This window comes from Roseibacillus ishigakijimensis (genome assembly GCF_016595415.1).
In the GTDB taxonomy this organism is placed as follows: domain Bacteria; phylum Verrucomicrobiota; class Verrucomicrobiia; order Verrucomicrobiales; family Akkermansiaceae; genus Roseibacillus; species Roseibacillus ishigakijimensis.
The window spans coordinates 63,479-85,833 of record NZ_JAENIO010000005.1 but is presented as its reverse complement, the minus strand read 5'-3'; the positions used below and the strand labels follow the sequence as shown (position 1 = coordinate 85,833).

The 22,355-nt window shown below is 60.6% G+C and carries 15 protein-coding genes; 13 read left to right on the top strand and 2 right to left on the bottom strand.

Annotation, left to right across the window (positions count from 1 at the left end):
- Window positions 1-2 precede the first annotated feature (2 nt).
- From JIN78_RS03265 to JIN78_RS03210, 12 genes are all read left to right on the top strand, one after another.
- The gene (locus tag JIN78_RS03265; protein WP_200390500.1) at window positions 3-2,876 is read left to right on the top strand and encodes a DUF4175 family protein; all 2,874 of its coding nucleotides are present in this window, start codon (window positions 3-5) and stop codon (window positions 2,874-2,876) included.
- Window positions 2,873-3,511 carry a DUF4159 domain-containing protein gene (locus JIN78_RS03260; protein ID WP_200390499.1) on the top strand — a complete coding sequence of 213 codons (639 nt, stop codon included), beginning with the start codon at window positions 2,873-2,875 and terminating at the stop codon, window positions 3,509-3,511. Before JIN78_RS03265 ends, JIN78_RS03260 begins: the two co-directional genes overlap by 4 nt.
- 23 nt (window positions 3,512-3,534) lie before the next feature.
- Window positions 3,535-4,896: a multiheme c-type cytochrome gene (locus tag JIN78_RS03255; protein ID WP_200390498.1), complete on the top strand. Its 1,362-nt coding sequence runs from the start codon at window positions 3,535-3,537 to the stop codon at window positions 4,894-4,896.
- A gap of 221 nt (window positions 4,897-5,117) precedes the next feature.
- Window positions 5,118-5,849, top strand: a complete 732-nt coding sequence (locus JIN78_RS03250; protein WP_200390497.1) for a hypothetical protein — start codon at window positions 5,118-5,120, stop codon at window positions 5,847-5,849.
- A gap of 29 nt (window positions 5,850-5,878) precedes the next feature.
- Window positions 5,879-7,126, top strand: a complete 1,248-nt coding sequence (locus JIN78_RS03245; protein WP_200390496.1) for a transporter substrate-binding protein — start codon at window positions 5,879-5,881, stop codon at window positions 7,124-7,126.
- Window positions 7,127-7,269: 143 nt separating this feature from the next.
- Window positions 7,270-8,892, top strand: coding sequence for an urea ABC transporter permease subunit UrtB (urtB, locus tag JIN78_RS03240; protein WP_200390495.1), 1,623 nt, complete (start codon window positions 7,270-7,272; stop codon window positions 8,890-8,892).
- 6 nt (window positions 8,893-8,898) lie between these two features.
- Window positions 8,899-10,035 (top strand): urea ABC transporter permease subunit UrtC, encoded by a 1,137-nt coding sequence (gene urtC, locus JIN78_RS03235; protein WP_200390494.1) that lies wholly within the window; start codon window positions 8,899-8,901, stop codon window positions 10,033-10,035.
- Window positions 10,035-10,826, top strand: coding sequence for an urea ABC transporter ATP-binding protein UrtD (gene urtD / locus JIN78_RS03230; protein ID WP_200390493.1), 792 nt, complete (start codon window positions 10,035-10,037; stop codon window positions 10,824-10,826). Before urtC ends, urtD begins: the two co-directional genes overlap by 1 nt.
- Window positions 10,823-11,533: an urea ABC transporter ATP-binding subunit UrtE gene (gene urtE, locus JIN78_RS03225; protein ID WP_200390492.1), complete on the top strand. Its 711-nt coding sequence runs from the start codon at window positions 10,823-10,825 to the stop codon at window positions 11,531-11,533. Before urtD ends, urtE begins: the two co-directional genes overlap by 4 nt.
- Before the next feature lie 6 nt (window positions 11,534-11,539).
- Window positions 11,540-11,842 (top strand): urease subunit gamma, encoded by a 303-nt coding sequence (locus tag JIN78_RS03220; protein WP_200390491.1) that lies wholly within the window; start codon window positions 11,540-11,542, stop codon window positions 11,840-11,842.
- A 6-nt stretch (window positions 11,843-11,848) separates the two neighbouring features.
- Window positions 11,849-12,157: an urease subunit beta gene (locus JIN78_RS03215; protein WP_200390490.1), complete on the top strand. Its 309-nt coding sequence runs from the start codon at window positions 11,849-11,851 to the stop codon at window positions 12,155-12,157.
- Between the two features lie 74 nt (window positions 12,158-12,231).
- Complete coding sequence (locus JIN78_RS03210) at window positions 12,232-13,701, top strand: carboxypeptidase M32 (RefSeq protein ID WP_200390489.1); 1,470 nt, start codon at window positions 12,232-12,234, stop codon at window positions 13,699-13,701.
- Window positions 13,702-13,731: 30 nt separating this feature from the next.
- Here the strand turns inward: JIN78_RS03210 and JIN78_RS03205 are convergent, their stop codons facing one another.
- Window positions 13,732-20,322 carry an immunoglobulin domain-containing protein gene (locus JIN78_RS03205; protein ID WP_200390488.1) on the bottom strand — a complete coding sequence of 2,197 codons (6,591 nt, stop codon included), beginning with the start codon at window positions 20,320-20,322 and terminating at the stop codon, window positions 13,732-13,734.
- Between the two features lie 147 nt (window positions 20,323-20,469).
- Between JIN78_RS03205 and JIN78_RS03200 the strand changes: the two genes are divergently transcribed.
- Complete coding sequence (locus tag JIN78_RS03200; RefSeq protein ID WP_200390487.1) at window positions 20,470-21,267, top strand: 3-keto-disaccharide hydrolase; 798 nt, start codon at window positions 20,470-20,472, stop codon at window positions 21,265-21,267.
- A gap of 52 nt (window positions 21,268-21,319) precedes the next feature.
- Here JIN78_RS03200 and JIN78_RS03195 read toward each other — a convergent pair whose 3' ends face one another.
- Window positions 21,320-22,219 carry a LamG domain-containing protein gene (locus tag JIN78_RS03195; protein WP_200390584.1) on the bottom strand — a complete coding sequence of 300 codons (900 nt, stop codon included), beginning with the start codon at window positions 22,217-22,219 and terminating at the stop codon, window positions 21,320-21,322.
- Between the last annotated feature and the right edge of the window lie 136 nt (window positions 22,220-22,355).

The following is a 22,355-nucleotide window of genomic DNA, read 5'->3' as shown; positions in this document are numbered from 1 at the left end:
CCATGAGCTCTTCTCCCCAACACCGCAACCGCTCCTCCGTGCTGGAGGCCCTGCGCCAGGCCGCGTCCACCCACGCCTGCCATCGCGCCCTCCTCCTGCTCCTGCGCGCGGTCAAATTCCTGCTCGCGGCCTTCCTCCTCCTTTGCCTCGCCGACATCCTTCTCCACTTCGGCCCCGGCACCCGGTCCGGCCTGAGCCTGACCCTCCTTGGAACCCTCTTCCTACTCCTCCTGACCGCCTTCCTGATCGCTCTCTGCGCCCGCCCCGCGGCCCAGGCGATGGCCGGAATCCTCGAAAAACGCCACCGCGCCTTCGGCAGCAAACTGACCAACCTTCTCGAACTCCACGACCAAGCCACCGACTCCCGCCTCAGTCCCCTCACCCGCGAGCTGGCCCAACAAGCGGTCACCGATGCCACCCGCGACCTCGATACTGCCGAGATTCGGGCCCAGGCCCGCGCCCCTTTCCTCAAGCGCGAAGCCAAGCGGGCCCTGCTCGTAACGGCCTTCTTTCTTCTCCTGCCCCTCCTGCTGGGAGAAGCCGGCCGCCGCCAGTTCCTCCGCTTCCTCCATCCCCACGGCGATCACCCGCCCCTCTCTTTCACTTGGCTGGAAATCTCCAAACCCAATCACGATGGCCTCGAAGTGGTCTACGGCGAATCCACCCGCATTGAGGTGAAGGCCAAGGGCCACTTGCCGGAGGAACTCTTCCTCCGGGTCCAACCCCGGGATGGCTCCCGCCGCCCGCGCGAAATCCCTCTCTCCACCCGAGGCGACGGGCTCTACCTCGCGGTGCTGGAAGATGTCCAGGCTCCCCTCGTGCTGACCGCCCACACCCCCAATGAGCGCAGCCTGAGCAAACAGCGCCACCTCGCGGTCCTGCTCAATCCCCGCATCGAGGACGCCCAGGTCACCATCACCCCACCCGCCTACACCGGATTGCCCGCCCGCGAGCAACCCTTCCGCTTCACCACCCTGCAGGCCCTGCAGGGCTCCACCCTCACCTTCGCGGTCCAATCCAATCGCCCCCTCGGCACCGGGGAACTCACCCTCACCACCAGCGAAGGAGCCTCCGATTCCCAGGAACTGAAGCCCCTGCCAGGCGGCAAGACCTCCACGGCGGTGGCCACCCTCACGGTTCGCGAGTCCGGCCGTTTTCACTTTGCCCTGCGCGACGAAGAAGGCCGTCCGGCGGAGGACACCGCGCACAGCTCCCTCACCGTCAGCGAGGATCTCCCTCCCTCGCTCAGCTTTTCCCAACCGCAGGAGGATTCTTTTGTGGTGGAAAATCACGAACTCCTCATCGAGGTCGCCGCCTCCGATGACTACGGCCTGCGCACTCTGCGGCTGCTCCCCGCTGTCGACGACCAGCCGCTGGCCGCCCTCAGCGAGGACTTTTCCGGCGTGGGACCGCGACGGGAGCAATTCCGCCGCACCATCCAGCTCAACCAGTTGGGGGCGCGCCCGGGGCAAGTGATCACTTTCTTTGCCGAAGCCATCGACAATTGCCCCGACCCCCACCTGACCCGCACCGAGATGCGCCGTCTGGAAGTGATTTCCGAAGAGCAATACCAACAGTTTCTCCGTCGCCAGGCCGATGTCGCCCAAATTGCCGGGGCCTACGAGCAACTCCTCGACCAGCTCCACTCCCAGTTGCGGGAACAAGAGCGTCTCGCCGAAAAACTGGAAAAATTGGCCCAACGCGAGGCCCAGGGTGAACTCTCAGAGGCGGAGAAAAAGGAGTGGAACCAGTTGCAAGAGGCCCAGGAAGCGCTCAATGAGCAGCTCCGCGAAACCGCCCGGGGCATGGAGGAGATGGCGGGGCAAACTCCCGTCTACGACTTCGAGGAAAACCTCCACCAACACCTGCGCGAGATGGCCCAAGCCATCACCCAATCCGCAGCGCAAAACGACCAGGACAACGCCGCAGCCCGGGACGCCCGCGACTCCGCTCAAGCCGCCCGCGAGCAACTGGCCCGCCTCGGCCAAGAGCAGCAGCAAGGGGAAGAAGCCATCCGCGAGCCCCTGGCCGACCTCGCCGCCCTGCACGAGCTGATCAAGGACGTCAACGAGTTCAAGGCCCTCTACGAAGAGCAGAAAACCCTCGCCGAACAAACCGCCCGCTTCGAGAACCAGCCCGAACTTTCCCCCGCCGACCGCCTTTCCCTGCAGGAGATGGCGGGTCGCCAGCGGGAAGTGGCCACCCGGCTGCAGGACCTGCAGGAAAAACTGCGCCGCCACGCCGGGGCCGCCGAAGAGGATTTTCCCAAAGCCTCCCAAAGCGCCCGCGAGCTGGCCGACGCCATCGGCCACCACAACCTCCCTCCCCTCGGGCGGGAAAGCTCGCAAAGCATGCTCAGCGGCAAGGGCAGCCAATCGCACGCCCAGGCCTCCGACTTGCAGCAAAAAATGGAATCCCTGATGAGCTCCTGCTCCCAATGCCAGGGCCAGGGACAGAGCGAGCTCGACCACTACCTCTCTCTCTCGCTGGACAGCCCGCCGGGGCAGAATTTCCAGCAAATGATGGACTCCCTCTGCTTCAACCCTGGCTCCCAGGGCAGCTCCGGCATGGGTCAAGGCGGCTCCTTCGCCACCGGAATCATGCCCGGCCAACAAATGGGACTCCTCGGCGGCCGCTCCCTCCTCCTCGGTCCCATCGGGCGCACCTTGGCCGGACAAGCCGGAACCCGGGGGAACTTCGGCCAGTCCGGCCAACCCCTCGCCCGAGTCGAAAGCAATCGCGCCGAAAGCGAGCAGGAAGCCAGCAGCCGCGAAACCCAAACTCCCGAAAGCCAAGCCACTTTACAAGAATACGAAAATCTGACGGAAGCCTACTTCCGCGCCCTCACCCGAACCCCCAACCCCACGGAACCATGATTCGACACACCCTCCTCCTCGCCAGCCTCGCTCTCCCCCTCAGCGCCAATCCCACCACCATCACCTGCGGCAACCTGGTCTATGGCAAAAACCAAACCTCGGTCTGCTTCGCCAACACCTTCCTCAGCGATGCCGCCCGCGAGACCGGACTCGACATCGACCCCGAATTCGACCGCATCAAGCTGGCCAGCGAGGAAGTCTTCCGCACCCCCCTCTGCATCTTCACCGGCGAGGGGACATTCCAGCTCAATGAAGCCGAACGAGCCAATCTCAAGCGCTACGTCATGAATGGCGGGTTCATCATCGTCAGCCCCGGCTGCTCCGACCAAAAATGGAACGCCGCCTTCAAGCGGGAACTGGCCGCCATCTTCCCCGCCCACCCCCTGGAGCCCATCGAGATGGACCACGAACTCTTCTCCATGGTCCACACCATCACCCATCTCGATGCCGGCAGCCGCGTGGGCCACATCAAGCTCCACGGAGTCCACGTCAATGGCCGCCTCGCCATTCTCTACTCCCCCGAAGGCCTCAACAACGCCGGCAATGCCAAAGGCTGCTGCTGCTGTGGCGGCAACGAGCTCCGCAACTCGCGGGAGATCAACGTCAACGCTCTCGTCTACGCCCTCGTTTACTAAGTTCATCCCGCTCCTTTCCCGCCATGTCGAAGCCCGTCCTCGCCGCCGCCCTCACCCTCTTCGTCCTCGTCGGGGCCGGCCTCGCCATCCTCGTTCACTTCACCCGGGAACCCGCCCGCGAGACTCCCCCCCTCACCGTCTACTTCACCTGCGACACCAATGGCCGCCTGGAGCCCTGCGGCTGCTTCACTGGTCAGCTCGGCGGCCTCACCCGGGCCCAATCTTGGCTAAAGAAAAACCGCAAGAAAGACTCTCTCCTCGTCGACATCGGCGGAGCTCTCGGCGGCGAGCAGGACTACCACGTCATCCAGTATCGCTACCTGCGCGAGGCCTACCGCACCATGGGCTACCAAGCCCTCAACCTCGGAGCCAGCGAAGCCCGCCTCCCCGCGCAAACCCTGCGCACCATTCTCGCCCAAGCGGAAGTTCCCCTGCTCAGCGCCTCCCTCGTCGATACCGCCACCCGCGCCCCGCTGGCTCCTCCCTCCCTCGTCATCGACCACCAAGGCCGCCGCATCGGTCTTCTTGGGGTTCTCTCCCCCAGCTCTGTCCCCACTCCCGGCGAAGGCCTCGCCATCCTGTCCCTCCACGACGCCATCTCCCGCCATTTGCCCAGCCTCCAGGCCCAGTGCGACGAAATCATCCTCCTCGCCTTTGCCCGGGAGGACGAAATGCAGCAACTCGCCAAGGACTTTTACGAGTTCGCCCTCATCATCGGTGGCGATGTCCGACAAGCTTCCCAAAAAGCCCAATCCGTCAACCAATCCCTTCTCGTCTTCACCACCAACGAAGCCCGCACGGTGGGGCAGATTGCCTTTCGCCGCAAAGAAGGCCGCCTGCAAGAGGAAGCCTTCGACATCCACATGCTCTACCCCGAAGTCCCCCAGGATTCCGAAATCGCCGCCCTCTCCGCCGAATTCCGGGAATACATCAGCACCGCCACCCTCGACATCGACGCTCCGGAGCGAAACGACCCCAATCTCATCCCCGGCGTCACCCCCACCGCCCGCTACCTGGGCAGCCAGGCCTGCGCCCAATGTCACCTTGAGGAGACCGAAATCTGGCAAAAGTCCGGTCACGGCCATGCCTTCGCCACCCTCGTGCAACGCGACTCCCAAGCCGACCCCACCTGCATCGGCTGCCACACCGTCGGGTTTGGCGAGCCTTCCGGTTACCGGCGCAGCTTCGGCGCGGAAAAACTGGTCGACGTCGGCTGCGAATCCTGTCACGGCCCCGGCAGCGCCCATGTCGAGAGCTGGCTGGCCGGAGAAGAACCCAGCTTCCGCTTCCGCCCTCTCGGAGCCGGAGACTGCAAAACTTGCCACCACGGCGAATTCTCCCGCCCCTTCGACTGGGACACCTTCTGGCCCCAGATCGCGCACTGACCTGCTCCGGACCCGCCTGAGAACACACAGGCACTATCGAAAAAGGGCCTTCAGATTTATCATTTATATTTTACAATATAGACTTTATCTAGCTATTCAGAAAAGATTAATACCTCTAAAAAACAATAGATTACAACGAGAGAAAAACCTACTCATTGTGTTGGCACAGTAGATGCAATTGCTCTGCACAACCGGGATATCCGGAATTGCCAAAACACACGATGAAAAAGACCATTAGCATCTTTGCGCTTTCATTCGCTATCTCTCAGACCTCTCAAGCGGAAGTCGGAGACTTATCTGCCACCCTCGCCCTGGACGCGAACTCTCACTTCGTTTCTTATGGTTTCAATGTTTGGGGCGAAAGTGATGAACCCGACTTCATCTTCAACCCCTCCCTTAGCGTTGACTACGTGCTCTGCGAAGGAGTGACCCTCAATGCCGGGGTATGGATGGATGTGAATAACCAGACCGGTTCCTTCGAGGCCGTCGAGACCGATGTCTGGTTCGGGGCCAGCTACGACTTGGGCTTTGGTTCGGTGAGCGCGACTTTCCAGAACTGGCAATACGGTGGCACCTCGGAAGAAATTCTCGACCTCGGATTGAGCCTGAACACCTTCCTCAATCCTTCCTTCACTGTTCACCAGCGTCTGGGGGCAGGTGCGAGCGGAGGGGAAGAGGGAACGTTCCTCGTTGGGGAAATCAGCCACGAATTCGCCCTGAGTGAGAAAGTCGCCCTTGGCCTCTCCTCCTCGGTCGCCTTCGCCGCCACTGAATTCCATACCGAGGATTCCGGATTCGGCTACGCCACCTTGGGTGCCAGCCTGACCTATGCCCTCACCGACACCGTGGCCGTTTACGGAAGCTTGACTTATTACTTCACTGACGAAGACGTGATCGGCAACTCAGAAGATGACTTCTTGACCTTCGGCTCAGGCATCTCTTTCAGCTTCTAACAAGCAACTCCTAGCCACTTCCATTCTACATGAATCTCCTTAACAAAACCATTGCCTCCGCCAGTCTCGCTCTGGCGGGTATGGCCCTTGCCGAGGACTCGGTCAAAGTCGGCGTCCTTCACTCCCTGAGCGGCACGATGGCCATCTCGGAGACCTCGCTGCGCGACATTCTCCTCTTCACCTTCGACGAAATCAACGAAGCCGGAGGCGTGATGGGCAAGAAAATCGAACCCGTAGTCGTCGACGGAGCCTCCGACTGGCCGCTCTTCGCGGAAAAAGCGGAACAGCTTCTCGCCCAGGATGAAGTCGCGGTCACCTTCGGCTGCTGGACCTCCGTCTCGCGCAAGTCGGTCTTGCCGGTTTACGAGAAATACAACGGCCTCCTCTTTTACCCCGTGCAATACGAGGGCGAAGAAATGTCGCCGAACATTTTCTACACCGCCGAGGCCGTCAACCAGCAGGCCATTCCTGCGGTCGACTTCCTCCTCGAGGAGGGTTACGAGAAGTTTTATCTCATCGGCACCGACTACGTTTATCCCCAGACCACCAACCTGGTTCTCTTTGAATACCTTCAGTCGAAGGGCATTCCGGTGGAGAACATCGGAGGTGGTTTACGCAAGGATGCCGATGGCGAGGTCATTTCCGCCGGAAACTACACTCCCTTCGGGCACAGCGATTTCCAACAAATCGTAGCTGACATCAAGAAGTTCGCGGCCTCTGGCGATGCCTGTGTCATCAACACCATCAACGGGGATGCCAATGTGCCCTTCTTCAAAGAATTCGCGGCCTCCGGTCTCACCTCCGAAGATTGCCCGGTGGTCTCCTTCTCCCTTTCCGAGGACGAATTCCGCTCCCTGCCCGCCAAGGACCTCGTCGGCCACCTTGGCTGCTGGACCTACTTCATGTCCCTCGACACCCCGGCCAACGAGAAGTTCAAAGCGGACTTCCAAGCCTGGCTGAAGGAAACCGACGTGCCGGGAATCGTCAAGGACGACCGCGTCACCTGCTCGCCCATGGTCCTCTCCTACAACGGCGTTTACCTCTGGAAAGCTGCCGTTGAGAAAGCCGAGAGCTTTGACCCCAAGAAAGTGATGGCAGCCCTCAAAGAAGGCGTCAGCTTCGATGGCCCCGGCGGCACGGTGACCTCGCAGGAGAATCACCACCTGACCAAAAACGTCTACATCGGCGAAACTCTGGAGACAGGCCAGTTCCTGGTCATCGACTCCATTGAGAATGTGGAAGGAGAGCCCTTCCTCAAAGGCACCTTCTCCGAATAAGAACCCTCTTCTGTCTGGAAGGCCCACCCCCTCACTCTTCCTTTGGTTGAGTTGCTGACTATGAGGATGCCTCCGTCAATCCCCTTGGCGGGGGCATCCTTTCCTCTCCCAACAACCTGGCTCTCGCCCAACTCTTTGCCACATTGAGAACTTTACTCTATCTCCTGCCATTCTTCCTGTGCCTCTCTTCTTTATCCGCCCAGGACGAACTCTCGACCCGCAAGATTCTCTCCCAAGTCATCCTCCTTGAGGACGACGCCCAGGAGCAAGCCATCGCCGAATTGCGGGAACGCGGCGAACCCATCATCGGCGAGGTCGTGGAAGCCTGGCGCCTGGGCAAGGTCAGCATTGACGAGACTCCTGCCGGACCCCGCGTTCTCCTCGAAACAAGCGAAGACTCCTACGTCGACCTTTTGACCGGCAAAGCCGCGACCGCTTCGGAAGAGGTCAAAATCTCCCGCGCCAGCCGCAGTCTGCGCAAAACTCTCAAACGCATCGTCGATGTCCTCGACCTGCGCTCGCCTGATCTCAACAAGCGCATCGCCGCCGCCGAAAAGCTCGGCCTCAGCCAAAACGAAGAATACCTGCCCGATCTGCGGGAGCTCACTCCCAAGCAGGAAGACAAGAAAGTCAAAAAGGCCTTCCAAGAAGCCCTGTGGATTTCCGAGCTCAAGAATGGCACCCCCGACGAACAACTGGCGGCGGTGAGCAAGCTCGGAGAAATGAAGAGCTACCCCGCCCGCGACTTTCTTGAAAAACTGCTCAGCGAGAAACAGGAGACCGCTCCCGACAATCTCGCCGACTTTGAAGCCGCCATCACCACCGCCCTCCGCAAAATCGACGACCACCAGAAAATTGTCGAGATCGCCGGCACCCTGGTGCGCGGCCTCAGCACAGGCTCCGTTCTCCTCCTCGTGGCCTACGGTCTGGCCATCACCTTTGGCCAAATGGGCGTCATCAACATGGCCCACGGCGAGTTCATCGCTATCGGTGGCTACACCACCTATCTGGTGCAGAATTTCTTTCTCACCCAATACGGCCCCGATTCGGCGGCTTTCCAGTGGTATTTCATCATTGCCCTGCCCATCGCCTTCCTCGCTTCCGCCCTCGTGGGGGCCGGCCTCGAGAAAGGCCTCATCCAATTTCTCTACAAACGCCCCTTGGAATCCCTCCTCGCCACCTGGGGTGTTTCCATGATTCTCCAGCAGGTCTTCCGCCTCAAGTTCGGAGCCGCCAATGTCGCGGTGGCCTCCCCCGGCTGGCTCTCGGGCAGTTACGAGCTCTGGGGCATCTCCCTCTCTTACAACCGTATTTCCCTCATTATCTTCGCCGCGCTTGTGGTGGTCGTGACTTGGCTTTTGCTGACCAAAACCAACTGGGGTCTGCATGTGCGCGCCACCATGCAGAATCGCCAGATGTCTTCCTGCCTGGGGGTCTCTTCCGCCCGCGTCAACATGCTCACCTTTGCCTTCGGATCCGGTCTCGCCGGATTGGCGGGAGCCTTTCTCTCCCAAATCGGCAACGTGGGCCCCTCCATGGGACAAACCTACATCGTGGATAGCTTCATGGTGGTCGTGGTGGGAGGAGTCGGCAATCTCTTCGGAGCCGCCATCTCCTCGCTCGGCATCGGAGTGGTGGACCAGGGCCTCCAGCCCCTCTTCGGCCCGGTGATGGGCAAAATCACCGTCCTCCTCGGCATCATCCTTTTCCTTCAATTCAAGCCCGGAGGAATCTTCCCGGCCCGTTCCCGCAGCCTCGAAGACTAACAAACCATGAACGCCAGCTCACCTTTTTCCAATCTGGCCAGACCCTTCAACAACCGGGGGGAATGGATCACCTTTGCGCTTCTCGCCGTCTTCATCGCCGCCTTCCCCATCCTCAATGGAATGGGAGTGCTCTCCAGCTTCCAACTCGGGGTCTGGGGCAAATATCTCTGCTACGCGGTGCTGGCCATGAGCTTGAACATGCTCTGGGGCTACACCGGGCTCCTCTGCCTCGGGCAATGCCTCTTCTTCGCCCTCGGCGGCTATGCCTTCGGGATGTATCTCATGCTCATGATCGGGGAACTCGGGTCCTACCAAAGCACCCTCCCCGACTTCATGGTCTTCCTCGGCTACAAGGAGTTGCCCCTGCACTGGAAGCCCTTCTACAATCCCTGGTTCGCCATTTTCGCCGCCATGGTCGTGCCCGGCCTGGTCGCCTTCATCTTCGGGACCCTCGCCTTCCGCTCCCGCATCAAGGGCGTCTACTTCTCCATCCTGACGCAGGCCCTCACCTACGCCGCCACCCTGATGTTTTTCCGCAACGACTTCACCTTCGGCGGGAACAACGGCTTCACCGACTTCAAGTTCATCTTCGGAGCCGACATCCGTGACGACAGCACCACCCGGGCCCTCTTCATCGCCTCCGGCGTGCTCCTCCTCGCCGTCTACTGGGGGCTTTCCTGGCTCCTGAAGACCAAGTTCGGCCAAGTGCAGCGCGCCATTCGCGACTCTGAAAACCGCGTGCGTTTCTCGGGCTATTCCTCGACCCATTACAAGGTCTTCATCTTCGTCCTCAGCGCCATCATCGCCGGTCTCGCGGGCGCTCTCTACGTCCCCCAGGCCGGAATCATCAATCCCGAGGAAATGAAGCCTTCCAAAGGCCTCGACATTGTGGTCTGGGTCGCCGTGGGAGGACGCGGCACCAAGTTCGGTCCCGTCATCGGTGCCATTCTGGTGAGCCTCCTCAAAAGCTGGAGCACCCGGGCCTTCCCGGAATACTGGCTCATCATCCTCGGTCTCCTCTTCGTGGTGGTGGTCCTCTTCATGCCCGATGGCATCGTCGGCCTCTATCACAAGGTGGTGGGCTATGTGAAATCCTACCGGGCCGCCCACTCCGACTCCAAAACCCTCGTAGAAAATAACTGATGGCCGTTCTCTATCGCGACACCGACCTCACGCTCTCCGTGGAGGGAGTGAACAAATCCTTCGATGGCTTCAAGGCCATCAACGACCTCAACTTTTACCTCGGGGAAGGCGAACTGCGCACCGTCATTGGCCCCAATGGCGCGGGCAAAAGCACCTTCATGGACCTCATCACCGGGCGCACCCGCCCCGATGAAGGCACCCTGACCTTTCACCAGGCCGACGGCCACGACCTCGACCTCACCAAGCTCCGCGAATACCAGATCAATCGCCTTGGCATTTCCCGCAAATTCCAAACCCCCAGCGTCTTCACCCAGCACACCGTGCGCGAGAACATCCTCCTCTCGCTCAACCGCGACCGCAGTGTCTTGAAGGCCATTTTTTACCATGAAACCCAAGAAGACCGCGATGCCATCGAAGAAGTGCTCGAGACCATCCGGCTCGCTGACCGCCAGGACGAGCTGGCGGGCAGTCTTTCCCACGGGCAAAAGCAATGGCTCGAAATCGGGATGTTGCTGGCCCAAAAACCGCGCATCCTCCTCGTCGACGAACCTGCCGCCGGGATGAGTGACGACGAGACCGAGCGCACCGGCGAACTCCTCCTCAGCCTGGAAGGAAAACACAGCGTCGTCGTCGTGGAGCACGATATGGAGTTCGTCCGTCAAATCGCCCGCAAAGTGACCGTCCTTCACCAGGGCCACGTCCTCAAGGAAGGCTCCTTCGACCAGGTAGCCAACGATCCCACCGTCAAAGAAGTCTATCTCGGACGCCAAAAACACACCGAAGCCGCATGAGCGCACCCGCCAAACTCACCCTCGACAACGTCCACGTCTCCTACGACGAATCCCTCATCCTCCGTGGAGTCTCCTTCACCGCCCCCGCCAACTCGGTGGTCTCCCTCCTCGGTCGCAACGGGGTGGGCAAGACCACCTCGCTCAAGGCCATCATGGGGCTCGTTCCCCTCGGCGAAGGCGATCTCACCTTCGACGGACAGTCCCTCAAGGGGATGAACACCGAAAAACGGGCCCGCGCCGGGCTCGGCTATGTCCCCCAGGGGCGCGACATTTTTCCCAACCTCACTATCTGGGAAAATCTCAAAGTCAGCCTCAGCGTGCATGGCCAAGCCGCGCGCGATCGACTCGACGAAGTCTTCGAACTCTTTCCCGTCCTGGCCGAGATGCGGGAACGCAAAGGCGGGGTCCTCTCCGGCGGCCAACAACAGCAACTTGCCATCGGACGCGCCCTCCTCACCAATCCCAGCCTCCTCATTCTCGACGAACCCACCGAGGGCATCCAACCCTCCATCATCGACCAGATCGAAGACGCCATCATCTACCTCAAAAAGGCGGGAAACATGACCATTCTCCTTGTCGAGCAATACCTCGACTTCGCCAAATCGGTCTCCGATCACTTCTGCATCATGGAGCGCGGCTCGGTGGTGGAAAGCGGCGAGATTAGCCTTCTCTCCGACGAACTTGTGGCGCAGTATCTCAGCGTCTGAAGAGCCATGCACCTGACTCCCCGCGAACGCGAAAAACTCATGATCGTCGTCGCCGCCGACCTCGCGCGGCGCCGCCAGGCCCGAGGCCTCAAGCTGAACTATCCGGAAGCGGTCGCCATCATCACCTACGAAGTGATCGAGGGAGCCCGCGATGGCAAATCGGTCGCCGAGCTGATGGACGAAGGCACCCGCATCCTGAGTCGCGACGACGTGATGGAGGGCATCGCGGAGATGATCCACGAGGTCCAGGTGGAAGCCACCTTCCCCGACGGCACCAAACTGGTCACCGTTCACAACCCCGTGCAATAAGCGTCCATGAAACCCGGAGAAATCATCCCCGCCGACCGCGAACCCCTCGCCGCCAACGAGGGCTTGGCTACCAAAACCCTCGTCGTCGCCAACACCGGCGACCGCCCCATCCAGGTGGGCAGCCATTTTCATTTCTACGAGGTCAATAGTAAACTCGCCTTCCCCCGCGAGGAGGCGCGCGGCTTCCGGCTCAATATCCTGGCCGGCACCGCTATCCGCTTCGAGCCCGGCGACGAGAAAGAAGTGGAACTCGTCGCCCTCGCCGGAGAGCGCGAGGTCTGGGGCCTGCAAGGCGCGATCAACGGCCCCCTCTAACAAGCGAACCGCTTCTCCTGATTTGACAGGGAAAAGGAATACCCAAACGATCCCCCATCCGCTAGGGTTTCGCCATGTCCGCCTTTGACCAGCTCTCTGCCCTTCTTCGCGAGAAACATCTCTACGCCACCGCCGCCGCCACTCTGGGCTGGGATCAGGAAACCTTTCTCCCAGAAAACGGGGTGCCGCACCGCGCGGCGCAGCTTTCCCTGCTTGCGGGCAAGGTGCACCAGCTCGGTAGCAATGACGACTATCGCCGAGCTCTCGAAGCCGCCGAGGAAGAAGCTCTCCCGGAGCAAGCGGCCAACCTCCGCGAACTGCGCCACCACTTCGAGCGCACCACCCGCATTCCCCAGCAGCTGGTGGAACGGGATTCGGAGACCTCTTCGCTCGCCAAGGCCGCGTGGGCCAAGGCCCGGCGCGATAACGACTTCGACGCCTTTGCCCCCCATTTGGAAAACTTGCTGGCCATCGCCCGCGAGAAGGCCGATCGCTGGGGCTACCCCGACGAGCCCTACACGGCTCTCCTCGCCGGTTACGAAAGAGGAACCACCACGACGGAAGTGGTCACTCTCTTCGACTCTCTCCGCAACGACCTGGTAGCGGTGGCGGCCGAAGCGGTGGCCTCTTCCCAACACATTCCCGGCGACCTCCTCCATGGGCCCGCCCCCATCGACAAACAACAAACTCTCAATCGGGAAATCGCCAAATCGCTGGGCTTCGACTTCACCTCCGGCCGCATCGACACCACCACCCACCCCTTCTGCACCACCTTGGGACCGAAGGATGTCCGCCTGACGACCCGTTACGATGAGAATGACTTTGCCTCCTCGCTCTTCGGCGTCCTCCACGAGGCTGGCCACGGCCTCTACGAGCAAGGCCTGCCCGCCAGCGAAGCCCACCTTCCTTCAGGCGATTCCGTCTCACTCGGCATTCATGAGTCGCAGTCGCGCCTCTGGGAAAACCACGTCGGCCGCTCCCGCCCTTTCTGGGAAAAATGGCTGCCGCGCGCCCAAGAGTGCTTCCCCCATTTGCGCGCTATCGCACTAGACGACTTTCTCGCCGCCATCAACCGCTCCCAATACTCCTTCGTGCGCGTGGAAGCGGACGAAGCAACCTACGATCTGCACATTCTCCTCCGATTCGAGCTGGAGCGCCAACTCCTCCGGGGCGAATTGGCCGTCAAGGATGTGCCGGAGGCGTGGAACTCCCGCTTCACCGAGCTCTTTGGCATGACTCCGGAAAATGATGCCGAGGGCTGCCTGCAGGATATCCATTGGTCGATGGGCGGACTGGGCTACTTCCCCACCTACTCGCTGGGCAATCTCAATGCCGCGCAGCTCTTCCACACCGCGCGGCAAGAGCCCGCCATCGCCTCGGCCCTCGCAAAAGCCGACTACCAACCCCTGCTCGCCTGGCTCCGGGAAACTATCCACGCCCGCGGGGCGACCCTTCTGCCCCAAGACCTCATGACGACCGCCACCGGCCGCCCCACCGAGGGGAGCGACTATCTGGCCCATCTGCGACAACGCTTCGCGCAGTGAACCAGAGCCTTTTGCGCCCCCGTCAGCCTCCTAGTTGCGGCTGGCCCGCAAGCGCATGAAGCCCCGGCTCGCGCTGCGGCTATCGGGGGTGAAGTAGTAGCGCTGCAGGTAAAAGTCGCCCTCCGGCACCGGCTCCCCCAAGGGGGTAAGCTGGGCAGATCCGTCTTCGAAGTCGGCCAGATTCCGCGTGGCCTGCGGCGTTAAGGTCACCCCTTTGCTATCGTAGGGAAAGCGGAAAGCGATGGTCCAATAGCGAGCAGCGGGGTCCAGGTCGGCTCCGGGCACGGCAGCATTGATGGCACTGCCCGTCCAAGCCCGTCCCCCTTCCATGTGGGGATAGGGATTGCTCGCCAGCGGATCGGTTCCATAGACATACTCCAGCAAATTGGGCACGCCATCTCCGTCGGGATCACCATCCTCACCCTGCTGGCCCGAAGGAAGCCCCGCCACGAAGTCCTCCCAGGGATCACTCACGGTAGCCCCCGCCTCCCCGCGCAGACGAAGGAGCCCCGGGAAGGAATGGCCATTGTAAGTCGTAAAGTCTCCCCCCACCCACAGGGAACCATCCTCCGCGACAGCCAAGGCCTTGACCGAGGCATCGAACCCGCTCCCGCTCTGGAAGGCGGTCACTCGCGTGCCATCGGCTTGCACAGACGCAATGCGCAGGGAGCTCTCTCCATGAGCCATGGTGAAATCGCCCGCGAGCACGAGCCCCCCGCCCTCTTTTTCCGCAAAGGCCAAGGTCTTGCCGTTGGCGGCAAACGTAGCCGCAAAGCCACCTTCCAAATCCCCTTCCGCGCTGTATTTGACAATGGCGTTTTGGAAGGCCGGAGCCGAATAAACCTCACCCGAAGAAGAGAGGAAGGCCTTTCCTGAGAAGTGAGAAGTGGCATTGAAGAGCTGGGACTCATCCAGGCTGCCATCCGCATTCAGGCGCACGAGACCGTCGGCACTGGCACTGCCCCCGTAGTCCCCGAACCACCCCGCGATGAGGTATTTACCATCCGAAAAAAGACCCACGCTTTTGGTGAAACTGTTCGCATAACTAGTGAACGAAGGATCCACGCTCCCATCGGCATTCAGGCGAGCCAGATAGGCGGTATTGGCCGCTCCCCCCCAGTCAGCGAAATCCCCGCAGACCAGCACTTTGCCATCGCCATCCTGCAGAATATCCTGCGCCGCAAAGAACCCACCTCCCCCCGCCGGGACAAAGCTCTCATCGAGAGTCCAATCGGCATTAAGCCGGGCCGCCAAGCCCCGGGCCTGTCCATTGACCGCCGTGAACGATCCCGCAAGGAGGATTTTGCCATCTTCCTGCCGGTAAAAGGAGGTGACGGTCTTGTTGGCCGACAGCGAGCTCCCACTCAGGACCTCACCCGCCGGAGAGACCACCGCCAGCCGGTCTCCCGAGGTGTTGACCCCATCACTGAGCGCGATGAAATCCCCGCCGACGAGCACGTTGCCCCCGGGTAGAGGCTGGATGGCCCAGATGCTGCCACTCTGCAAGGTGAGGGCCGCAAAGTCAGGATGAGGGGCGGCAGAATTGGGGTCCACCGTCACCGTCACGGACTCACTGGTGATCGAGCCCAAATCGTTGCTCACGACCAAACGATAACCCGCTTGATCGCTCAGCCCCACGGGCGAGAAGGTCAGGGTGGCACGGGTTTCTCCCGGCAAATTGGAGCCATTTTTCTGCCACTGATAGTTCAAGGTGCCCGCGCCCAGGGCTTCCCCCCGCAGCGTGACCTCATTGCCCTCCACGGCCACGACGTCTTCCGACAAGCTGACGATTTCCGGCGCGCCCAAGACGATGAGGCGAGCCTCTTGCGAAATCTCAAAGCCGGACTCATTGGTCACCGTGCAGGTGTAGCGGCCCTCGTTCTCCTCCTCCACGGGAGGAAGGGTGAGGGTAGCCGCCGTCTCCCCGGGCAAGGGCTCGCCATTTTTTGCCCACTGGTAAAACAGCTCGGAAGTGCCCACGGCCTCGCAGGTGAAGACGGCCGTCTCGCCAGGATCGAGGATCAGGTCCGCCGGGTGAGTGGTGATCACCAAATCAACGAGCTCATTTTCCAACAAAACCACCCGGGGAACAGGACTGCCATCGAAAGAGGAGAATTGCCCTGCGGCCCAAAGCCGGCCATCGGCTCGCAATGCCACCGACTCCACGTGGCCATTGAATTTACTACCCATATCGTAAATCGCATCAAGCTGTTGATCCGGGAGAAAGCGTTGCAAACGAAGCTGGTTGGCATTGCGGGCACCGATCACTTTGCCATCCCACTGAATGGCTGCCGAGAACCAGTCGACCGTCGTATCGTAGCTCGCGACCACCGCCCCCGTGGCATCGACCTTGGCGAGAAAGTTATCCCCTGCGAAAAGAAAGTCCCCATCGCTGAAGCGTGCGAAGTGGTCGATACGCCGGGAAGAAAACGGATAGACGAAACTCGTCACTTCCGCTCCGTCCGGCTCATAAAGGCGCACTTTGGCATAAATCCCACTTGTCTGATCGTAGCTGAGGAGGATTTTCCCATCGGGAAGAACAAGCAGCTCCTCACTGTTCAGCAAGTAGTGGTTGCTGTGGCCGGGATTGGGATAACGAGCCGGGTGCAAGGTGCCATCGGGATTGAGGCGGATGAGGTGGGAGTTCGGTGCATTAAAGGCCGAAATCACGGTGCCATTCCAACTCCGGAAGTCCCCGGCCACCATCACCGAGCCATCGGGAAGAAGCCCCACCGCATTGGCTCCATTGTCACCTCCGGTCCCCCGATTGGCAGAAAAGGCGGTATCCTCGCTGCCATCGGCAGCGAGCTTGAATAGGCGCCCGGGAAATCCCCCCACCACGAAGAGATCGCCATTGGGGGCCACCACCAGGTCTTCCACCTGGCTGCTGAGCACCGGCGGCTGGAAGCTCTCGTCGAGGCTGCCATCTTCGTGAATCTTGGCCAGATAGTCGCGATCAGCGTTCCCGCCAAAGTCGCGGAAGGAGCCGCCCAGATAAGCGCCTCCATCGGGAGCGGGCACCACGATGGCCACGGTTCCGCTCGAGGGCGGAGAAGCAGGAGCGGTGAAAAGAGGAGAGCGCGTCGTTGGATCCGCCAGAATACTCAAGGAAGCGGACCCGGAGGGGGTGCTTCCAAATTCATTGCTCACCACGACGTGATAGGCCCCTTCTTCCGCCTCGCTGGCAGCGGGGATGGCATAGGTGGCCTCGGTTGCCCCCGGCAAGAGGTCTCCCTCAAAATACCACTGATAACTCATCGCCACCGGACTGGTGGCCACCACAGTGAAACTCGCCGCCGAACCTGCCAAAACCTGTTGCGAAGAAGGCTGCTCGGCAATCTGGGGAAAGGAGTCATCATCCAAGAGCCTCAGGGTAAAGTCACCGGCCACGAGCCGAACTCCCGAGGGATCCGACAAGTGCAAACTCAGCTCCTCCTCGCTCTCCAGGTCACTATCATCCAGCAAAGTAACGGTCACCAGGCGCGGACCGCTCTCCCCAGCGGCCCAGCTCACCACCTCATCCAGCGCCTGAAAATCCGCGCCCGCCAGAGCCGTGCCTTCGTTGCTGACGACCCGCACGGAAGCCGCCGCACTCGCATCGCCATAGCGAACCAGCTCCAACGCGAAGGTCCCGGCATTTTCCAAAACCATCCCACTGAGCGTCTGGAAGGCGACCTCGGCGCGCTCCACCAGCAAACGGGCCAAGCCGGGCGCGGGATTTCCATTCCAAGTCGTGAAACCACCCTGCACCACAATGCGTCCTTGGCTATCGAGATGCACATTGACCACGTTGGCATTCGGACCGGCTCCCCCGGGGAAATTGTCGTCCACCGAACCATCGAGCGAAAACAAGGCCAGCCCAGGCAAAGGAACTCCCTCATACGCGGTCACCCCGGTGAGCAAAATCCGGCCGCGATAAGACTGCAGGGAGGTGATCGTGCCACTGAAAGTGTAGCTCTCCTGCAAACTTCCCGACGCGCTGTAAACACGCAAGCTATTGCCAATGGCTGCCAAGAAGCGCCCGTCGGACAAGAGCTGCAGAGCAGAGACGCTGGTGGTCAAGCCCGTGATTTCGCTAAAGGCGGGATCAATGGCACCATCGGGCAGAATCTTACGGATCCCCCGCTGGGAGGTTCCGAACCCTCCGGCCCCAAAGCCCACCAGAATCGAGCCATCGGGCAATTCCACTAGATCGTGCAGAGCGGCATTGGTGGAATAGTTGAAGCCATGGGCGAAGCTGGCATCAATGGCTCCTTGCGCCGTCAGGCGAAAGAGCCCGCTGCCTTGGCTAGCCGATCGAACCATCACGTAAACCTGGCCTGTGGGCGTGACCTCCACCCCGGTGAGAAACTGGATGCTCGTCGTGAACCCTCGCATCTCGAAGGGGTCATTGAAGAAGGGCACGAAATCAGCATCCACCGAGCCATCATCATTCATTCGCGCCAAGAAGAGTCGCTCCTCCCCATTCACTTGCGAAAAGCGCCCTTCCACCAGAAACTTCCCTTGGGGCAAAGCCAAGGGCGAAGGGTAGGCCTGATTTTCCGGATAACCGCTGGCCGGCGTGGTGGTAACCGTGAAGGTCTCGTCGGCAGTGAAGGTCGAATCCAGTTTCCGCAAAGTGTAGCCATCGAAGTGATTGCCATCCAGCATCAGCACGGAGTCGTCCGGCAAGAGTTGGAAACTTCCGGGCTGGGTCACCCCCGACACCGCGAAAGTGGCATCCCAGGCCGCCGCCGGGGGAAGCACGGTCAAGGTCGCCACTGCCGAAGTCACCGAGCCCGCTGGCGTGCTCACCACGACGGTGTAATCTCCCGCCTGCGCGGAGGAAGTAGTAACCAGCGAGAGACTCGCCCCGGTGGCCCCCGGAACGGGCTCGCTGCCCAAGAACCATTGGTAAGTCGGAGGGACCGGACTTTCCACCACCACCCGGAAGGAAGCGGGCTGCCCTTCTTTGACCGTCAGCGAAGCGGGCTGGGAAAGCAGAGTGGGCGCGGTCTCGTCATCAATCAAGGTCACCGTCGCACTGGCGGGACCGGCGATGGCCATCCCACTGGCATTGGACAAGGTCACCGTCAGGGACTCCTCTCCCTCGGTCAGATTGTCATCAAGCACGGTCAAAGCCATCACCCGGGGTCCGCTTTCGCCCGCTGCCCAAGTGAGAGTGCCGCTGGCGGGCGAAAAATCTTCTGCTCCCGCACTGCCCGCCGCAAAGGCATAATCGACGCTGGCCGCACTCGTGGCCGCTCCCGACCGATACACGACGAGGGAAAGCACGCCCGCCGACTCCACCACCCGGGGCGCGGTCGCCGCCCACGCCACCTCCGCTGGCAAGGACTCCCCCTCAAAGGCAACGATCTTGACGGTCTCCGTGCCCTGCACCCGGTCGAAAAACGACCCCGAGAAAATGCGCCCGCTTGGGGCGGTCACCACGCTGGAAAAGTAGGCCGTGCGTTCGGCCACCCCAACCCAACTTGCGCTGGGATGGAAAGTCCCATCCAGCGAACCGTCGTTATTCAACCGAATCAGGGTGTCGCGCGCCGCCCCGTAGCCAGCCGCCGAAGAGAGAATGAATTTACCCTGCGGATCGCGGCGCAAGGGACGGGCGTCGAGATAAGAAAGACCGGGCGCGAGGGAAAAGGAGGGCGAAAGCTGGCCGTTGGGCTGAAAGCGAGCCAAGTAGCTGGTGTTATCACTCTTGCGAGCCAACAGAGTGATCTCCCCATTGGGCTCCAACACCACACTTTCGAATGAGTCGATCCCAGTCGGGACCGCCGCTTGAAAGGCGGGATCGAGCGCGCCATTGGAGTGAAGCCGGGCAAAGACCGGAAGCGACTCCTTGGGAAAGGTGTTTCCCCAGGACCATTCGCCCACCACATAGATTTTTCCCCCGGCATCGACGGCGGCATGGCGAAAGAAGCCCGAGATATTGGTCGCCCCGGCAGGCACACCAAAATCACCCGGCAGAACCTCGAATCCACTATCCAGAGAGCCGTCGGCCTGGAGACGAGCGATGCCGTAGCGCGGGGTGTAGGAGGCATCGGCCTTATTCCGGAAGCCGCGGAAGCCGCCCACGCAGATCACCATGTCATCCGGCTGCACAGTCACTTCCTCGATATAATTGAGCCCGCCATCAGGCTGGGTGCCGTAGGCCAAAAAGGTCTCGTCATAGGAACCGTCGGCCTGAAACCGGATGATGCTGGAGAGATACTCCGTGCCGGTGAGCGTCGCATCGCGGTAACTGTTCATCACCCCCGCAGCGATGATTTTACCATCCGATTGCAAACCGAGGGCATGCACCTCCGGCCAACCCTGCCCCTGCCAGCGAATGCCATTTCCCTCCCCCACCGCATTGTCATCAGCGGCAAAGGTCTCGTCCACCGAACCGTCTCCATTGAAGCGAATCAATGAAGGGTAGATGCCTCCCACGGCGAGCATCTCATTGGAGCCAATCAGCAATTTTCCATCCGGTTGCACCAGAGTGGAAGCGACCCCTCCAAACTCGGAGGCTTCATAGAAAGAACCCGCAGAGGCCGCAAAGGCAGGGTCCACCGAATCGGGAGCCGCTCCCAAAAGGCCGCAGACCAGCTGCCCGACAAGACCAGGAAAGAGGTATTTTTTCATCATACGTGCTGTTCTAACAATTTTTTATATTCCGCTTTTCATCCTACTGACAAGAAAGATGTTTTCGGCCCCCAGGACCGCGCCCAATTACGTCCTGCGGCCCATCCCTGCTTGGCTCCAGCGGCAATTCGACTATAGAGAATGGCGATGAAGCTCATTACCCGCGCCCTCAGTCCCCTGCTACTACTCTCTCCCCTCTGGGGCCAGGACTCCTCCCCAACAAACGAGGGCTGGGTATCCCTTTTCAATGGCAAAGACTTAAGTGGCTGGACCCCGAAGTTTGCCAAACACGAATTGGGAGTCAATTTGCACGACACCTTTGTCGTGGAAGACGGCATCCTGAAAGCCAGCTACGAGAACTACGAGGCCTTTGAGAACCAATTCGGCCACCTCTATACCGATTTGGCCTATTCCCATTACATCCTACGGCTCGAATACCGCTTTGCGGGGAAAATGATGCCCGATGCCCCTCACTACGTGAATCTCAACAGCGGCGTCATGTTCCACAGTCAACCGCCGCAGAGCATGACTCGGGAACAAGCCTTCCCCGTCAGCCTCGAATTCCAATTTCTTGCCGACGAAGGAAATGGCCGCCGCCCTACCGGAAACGTTTGCACTCCCGGCACCCATCTGGAGCAGAATGGAGAATTGGTGACCCAGCACATCGTGGAATCCAGCGCGCCCACCTTCCCGGCGGAGGAATGGGTCAGCATCGAGCTGGAGGTCCACGGATCCGAGCAAGTCATCCACCGCGTGAATGGAAAAGAAGTCCTCCGCTACCAATCTCCCCAACTCGATCCCCAGGGGCACATCGTCTCGACCAAGGAGTTGAGCGAACGAGGGGTCCCGCGCGAACTCGCCTTTGGGCACCTCGCCTTGCAAGCCGAGGGCCAGCCCGTTTGGTTCCGCAATATCCAGCTCAAACCCCTGGACTCCAGAGACTGAAATTCACTCAAGTGACCTTTTGAAACAAGATCACTTGAGCCCCCTGACGACTCTAGCGACGGCGTCGGCGAAGGAGCACAAGACCCCCCAATCCCGCCAACAATCCCACCGAGGGCTCAGGCACTTGCGCCACGAGCGCAGTCGGCGCATCCAGGCCCACCAGCCCTCCTTGATAAATATAATTCACCTCCTCCGGAGTGAGCACTTGGTCCCAGACCGCCAGATCGTCAATGGCTCCTCCATACATCCGTCCGGTATTCGCCCGATCCCGGCCAATTTGCCAATCCCCGTCGTCAATCAGTCGCGAGACATTTCGCGAGCTCGTGGTAGCCGCAAGGCCCCCATTCACAAAGACATTGACCACCTCGTCGCCGGAGGCCGGCGACCCTGCAGTGCCATCCCACGTGAAGACGACGTGATTCCAGACCGGCACGGTCTCTGAGCCGTCATAAACTTGGATGTTCTGCAAAGCACCCGTATTGTCGAGGCGGAGTCCATTCTGAAATTGCCAAGTCGCCCCCCAAAACTGACCGTTAAAAACCGTTTCCGTAATCCCGTCGGTGCGCGCGACTTGCGCGCTCCCGGTCGTAAAGATGCCCTTGTTATCCAAATCCCCACCCGAGCCAGCCTGAGTGAGGTTGGGAGCGATCCACATTGAGTAGGAAAGCTGAGTCTTGTTGTCAGCTTCAATTCCCGAGGTGATGTCAAAATGCTGATCGCTCACCGTCCCTGCCAATTGTGCAGCCCCGCCAACGACCCCGCTGACCCAGGTCAAGCCATCGCCCGAGCCATTGGCCCAGGTTCCATTGTTGGCCACCGACCCTCCGGTATCGGCCGCCACCAGCCCACTTCCATCATCAAAGGTCCAGTGACTGAGGAGAGCGGCTTGAGAAAGCCCGCAAAATGAAAGCGAAGCGGTTAAGGAACAGATGATAGTGGTAGGTTTTTTCATTATCTATGTGGATTTAAGACCCCTGCCCGAAGAAGACTCAAACTTTTTCTTAATCGACAGGGGAACGTTTTCATCTCAAGTCCTCACTCTTTCCCCGTCAATCAGATAAAATCTGACGCGCCCTGAGCCAAAGGAG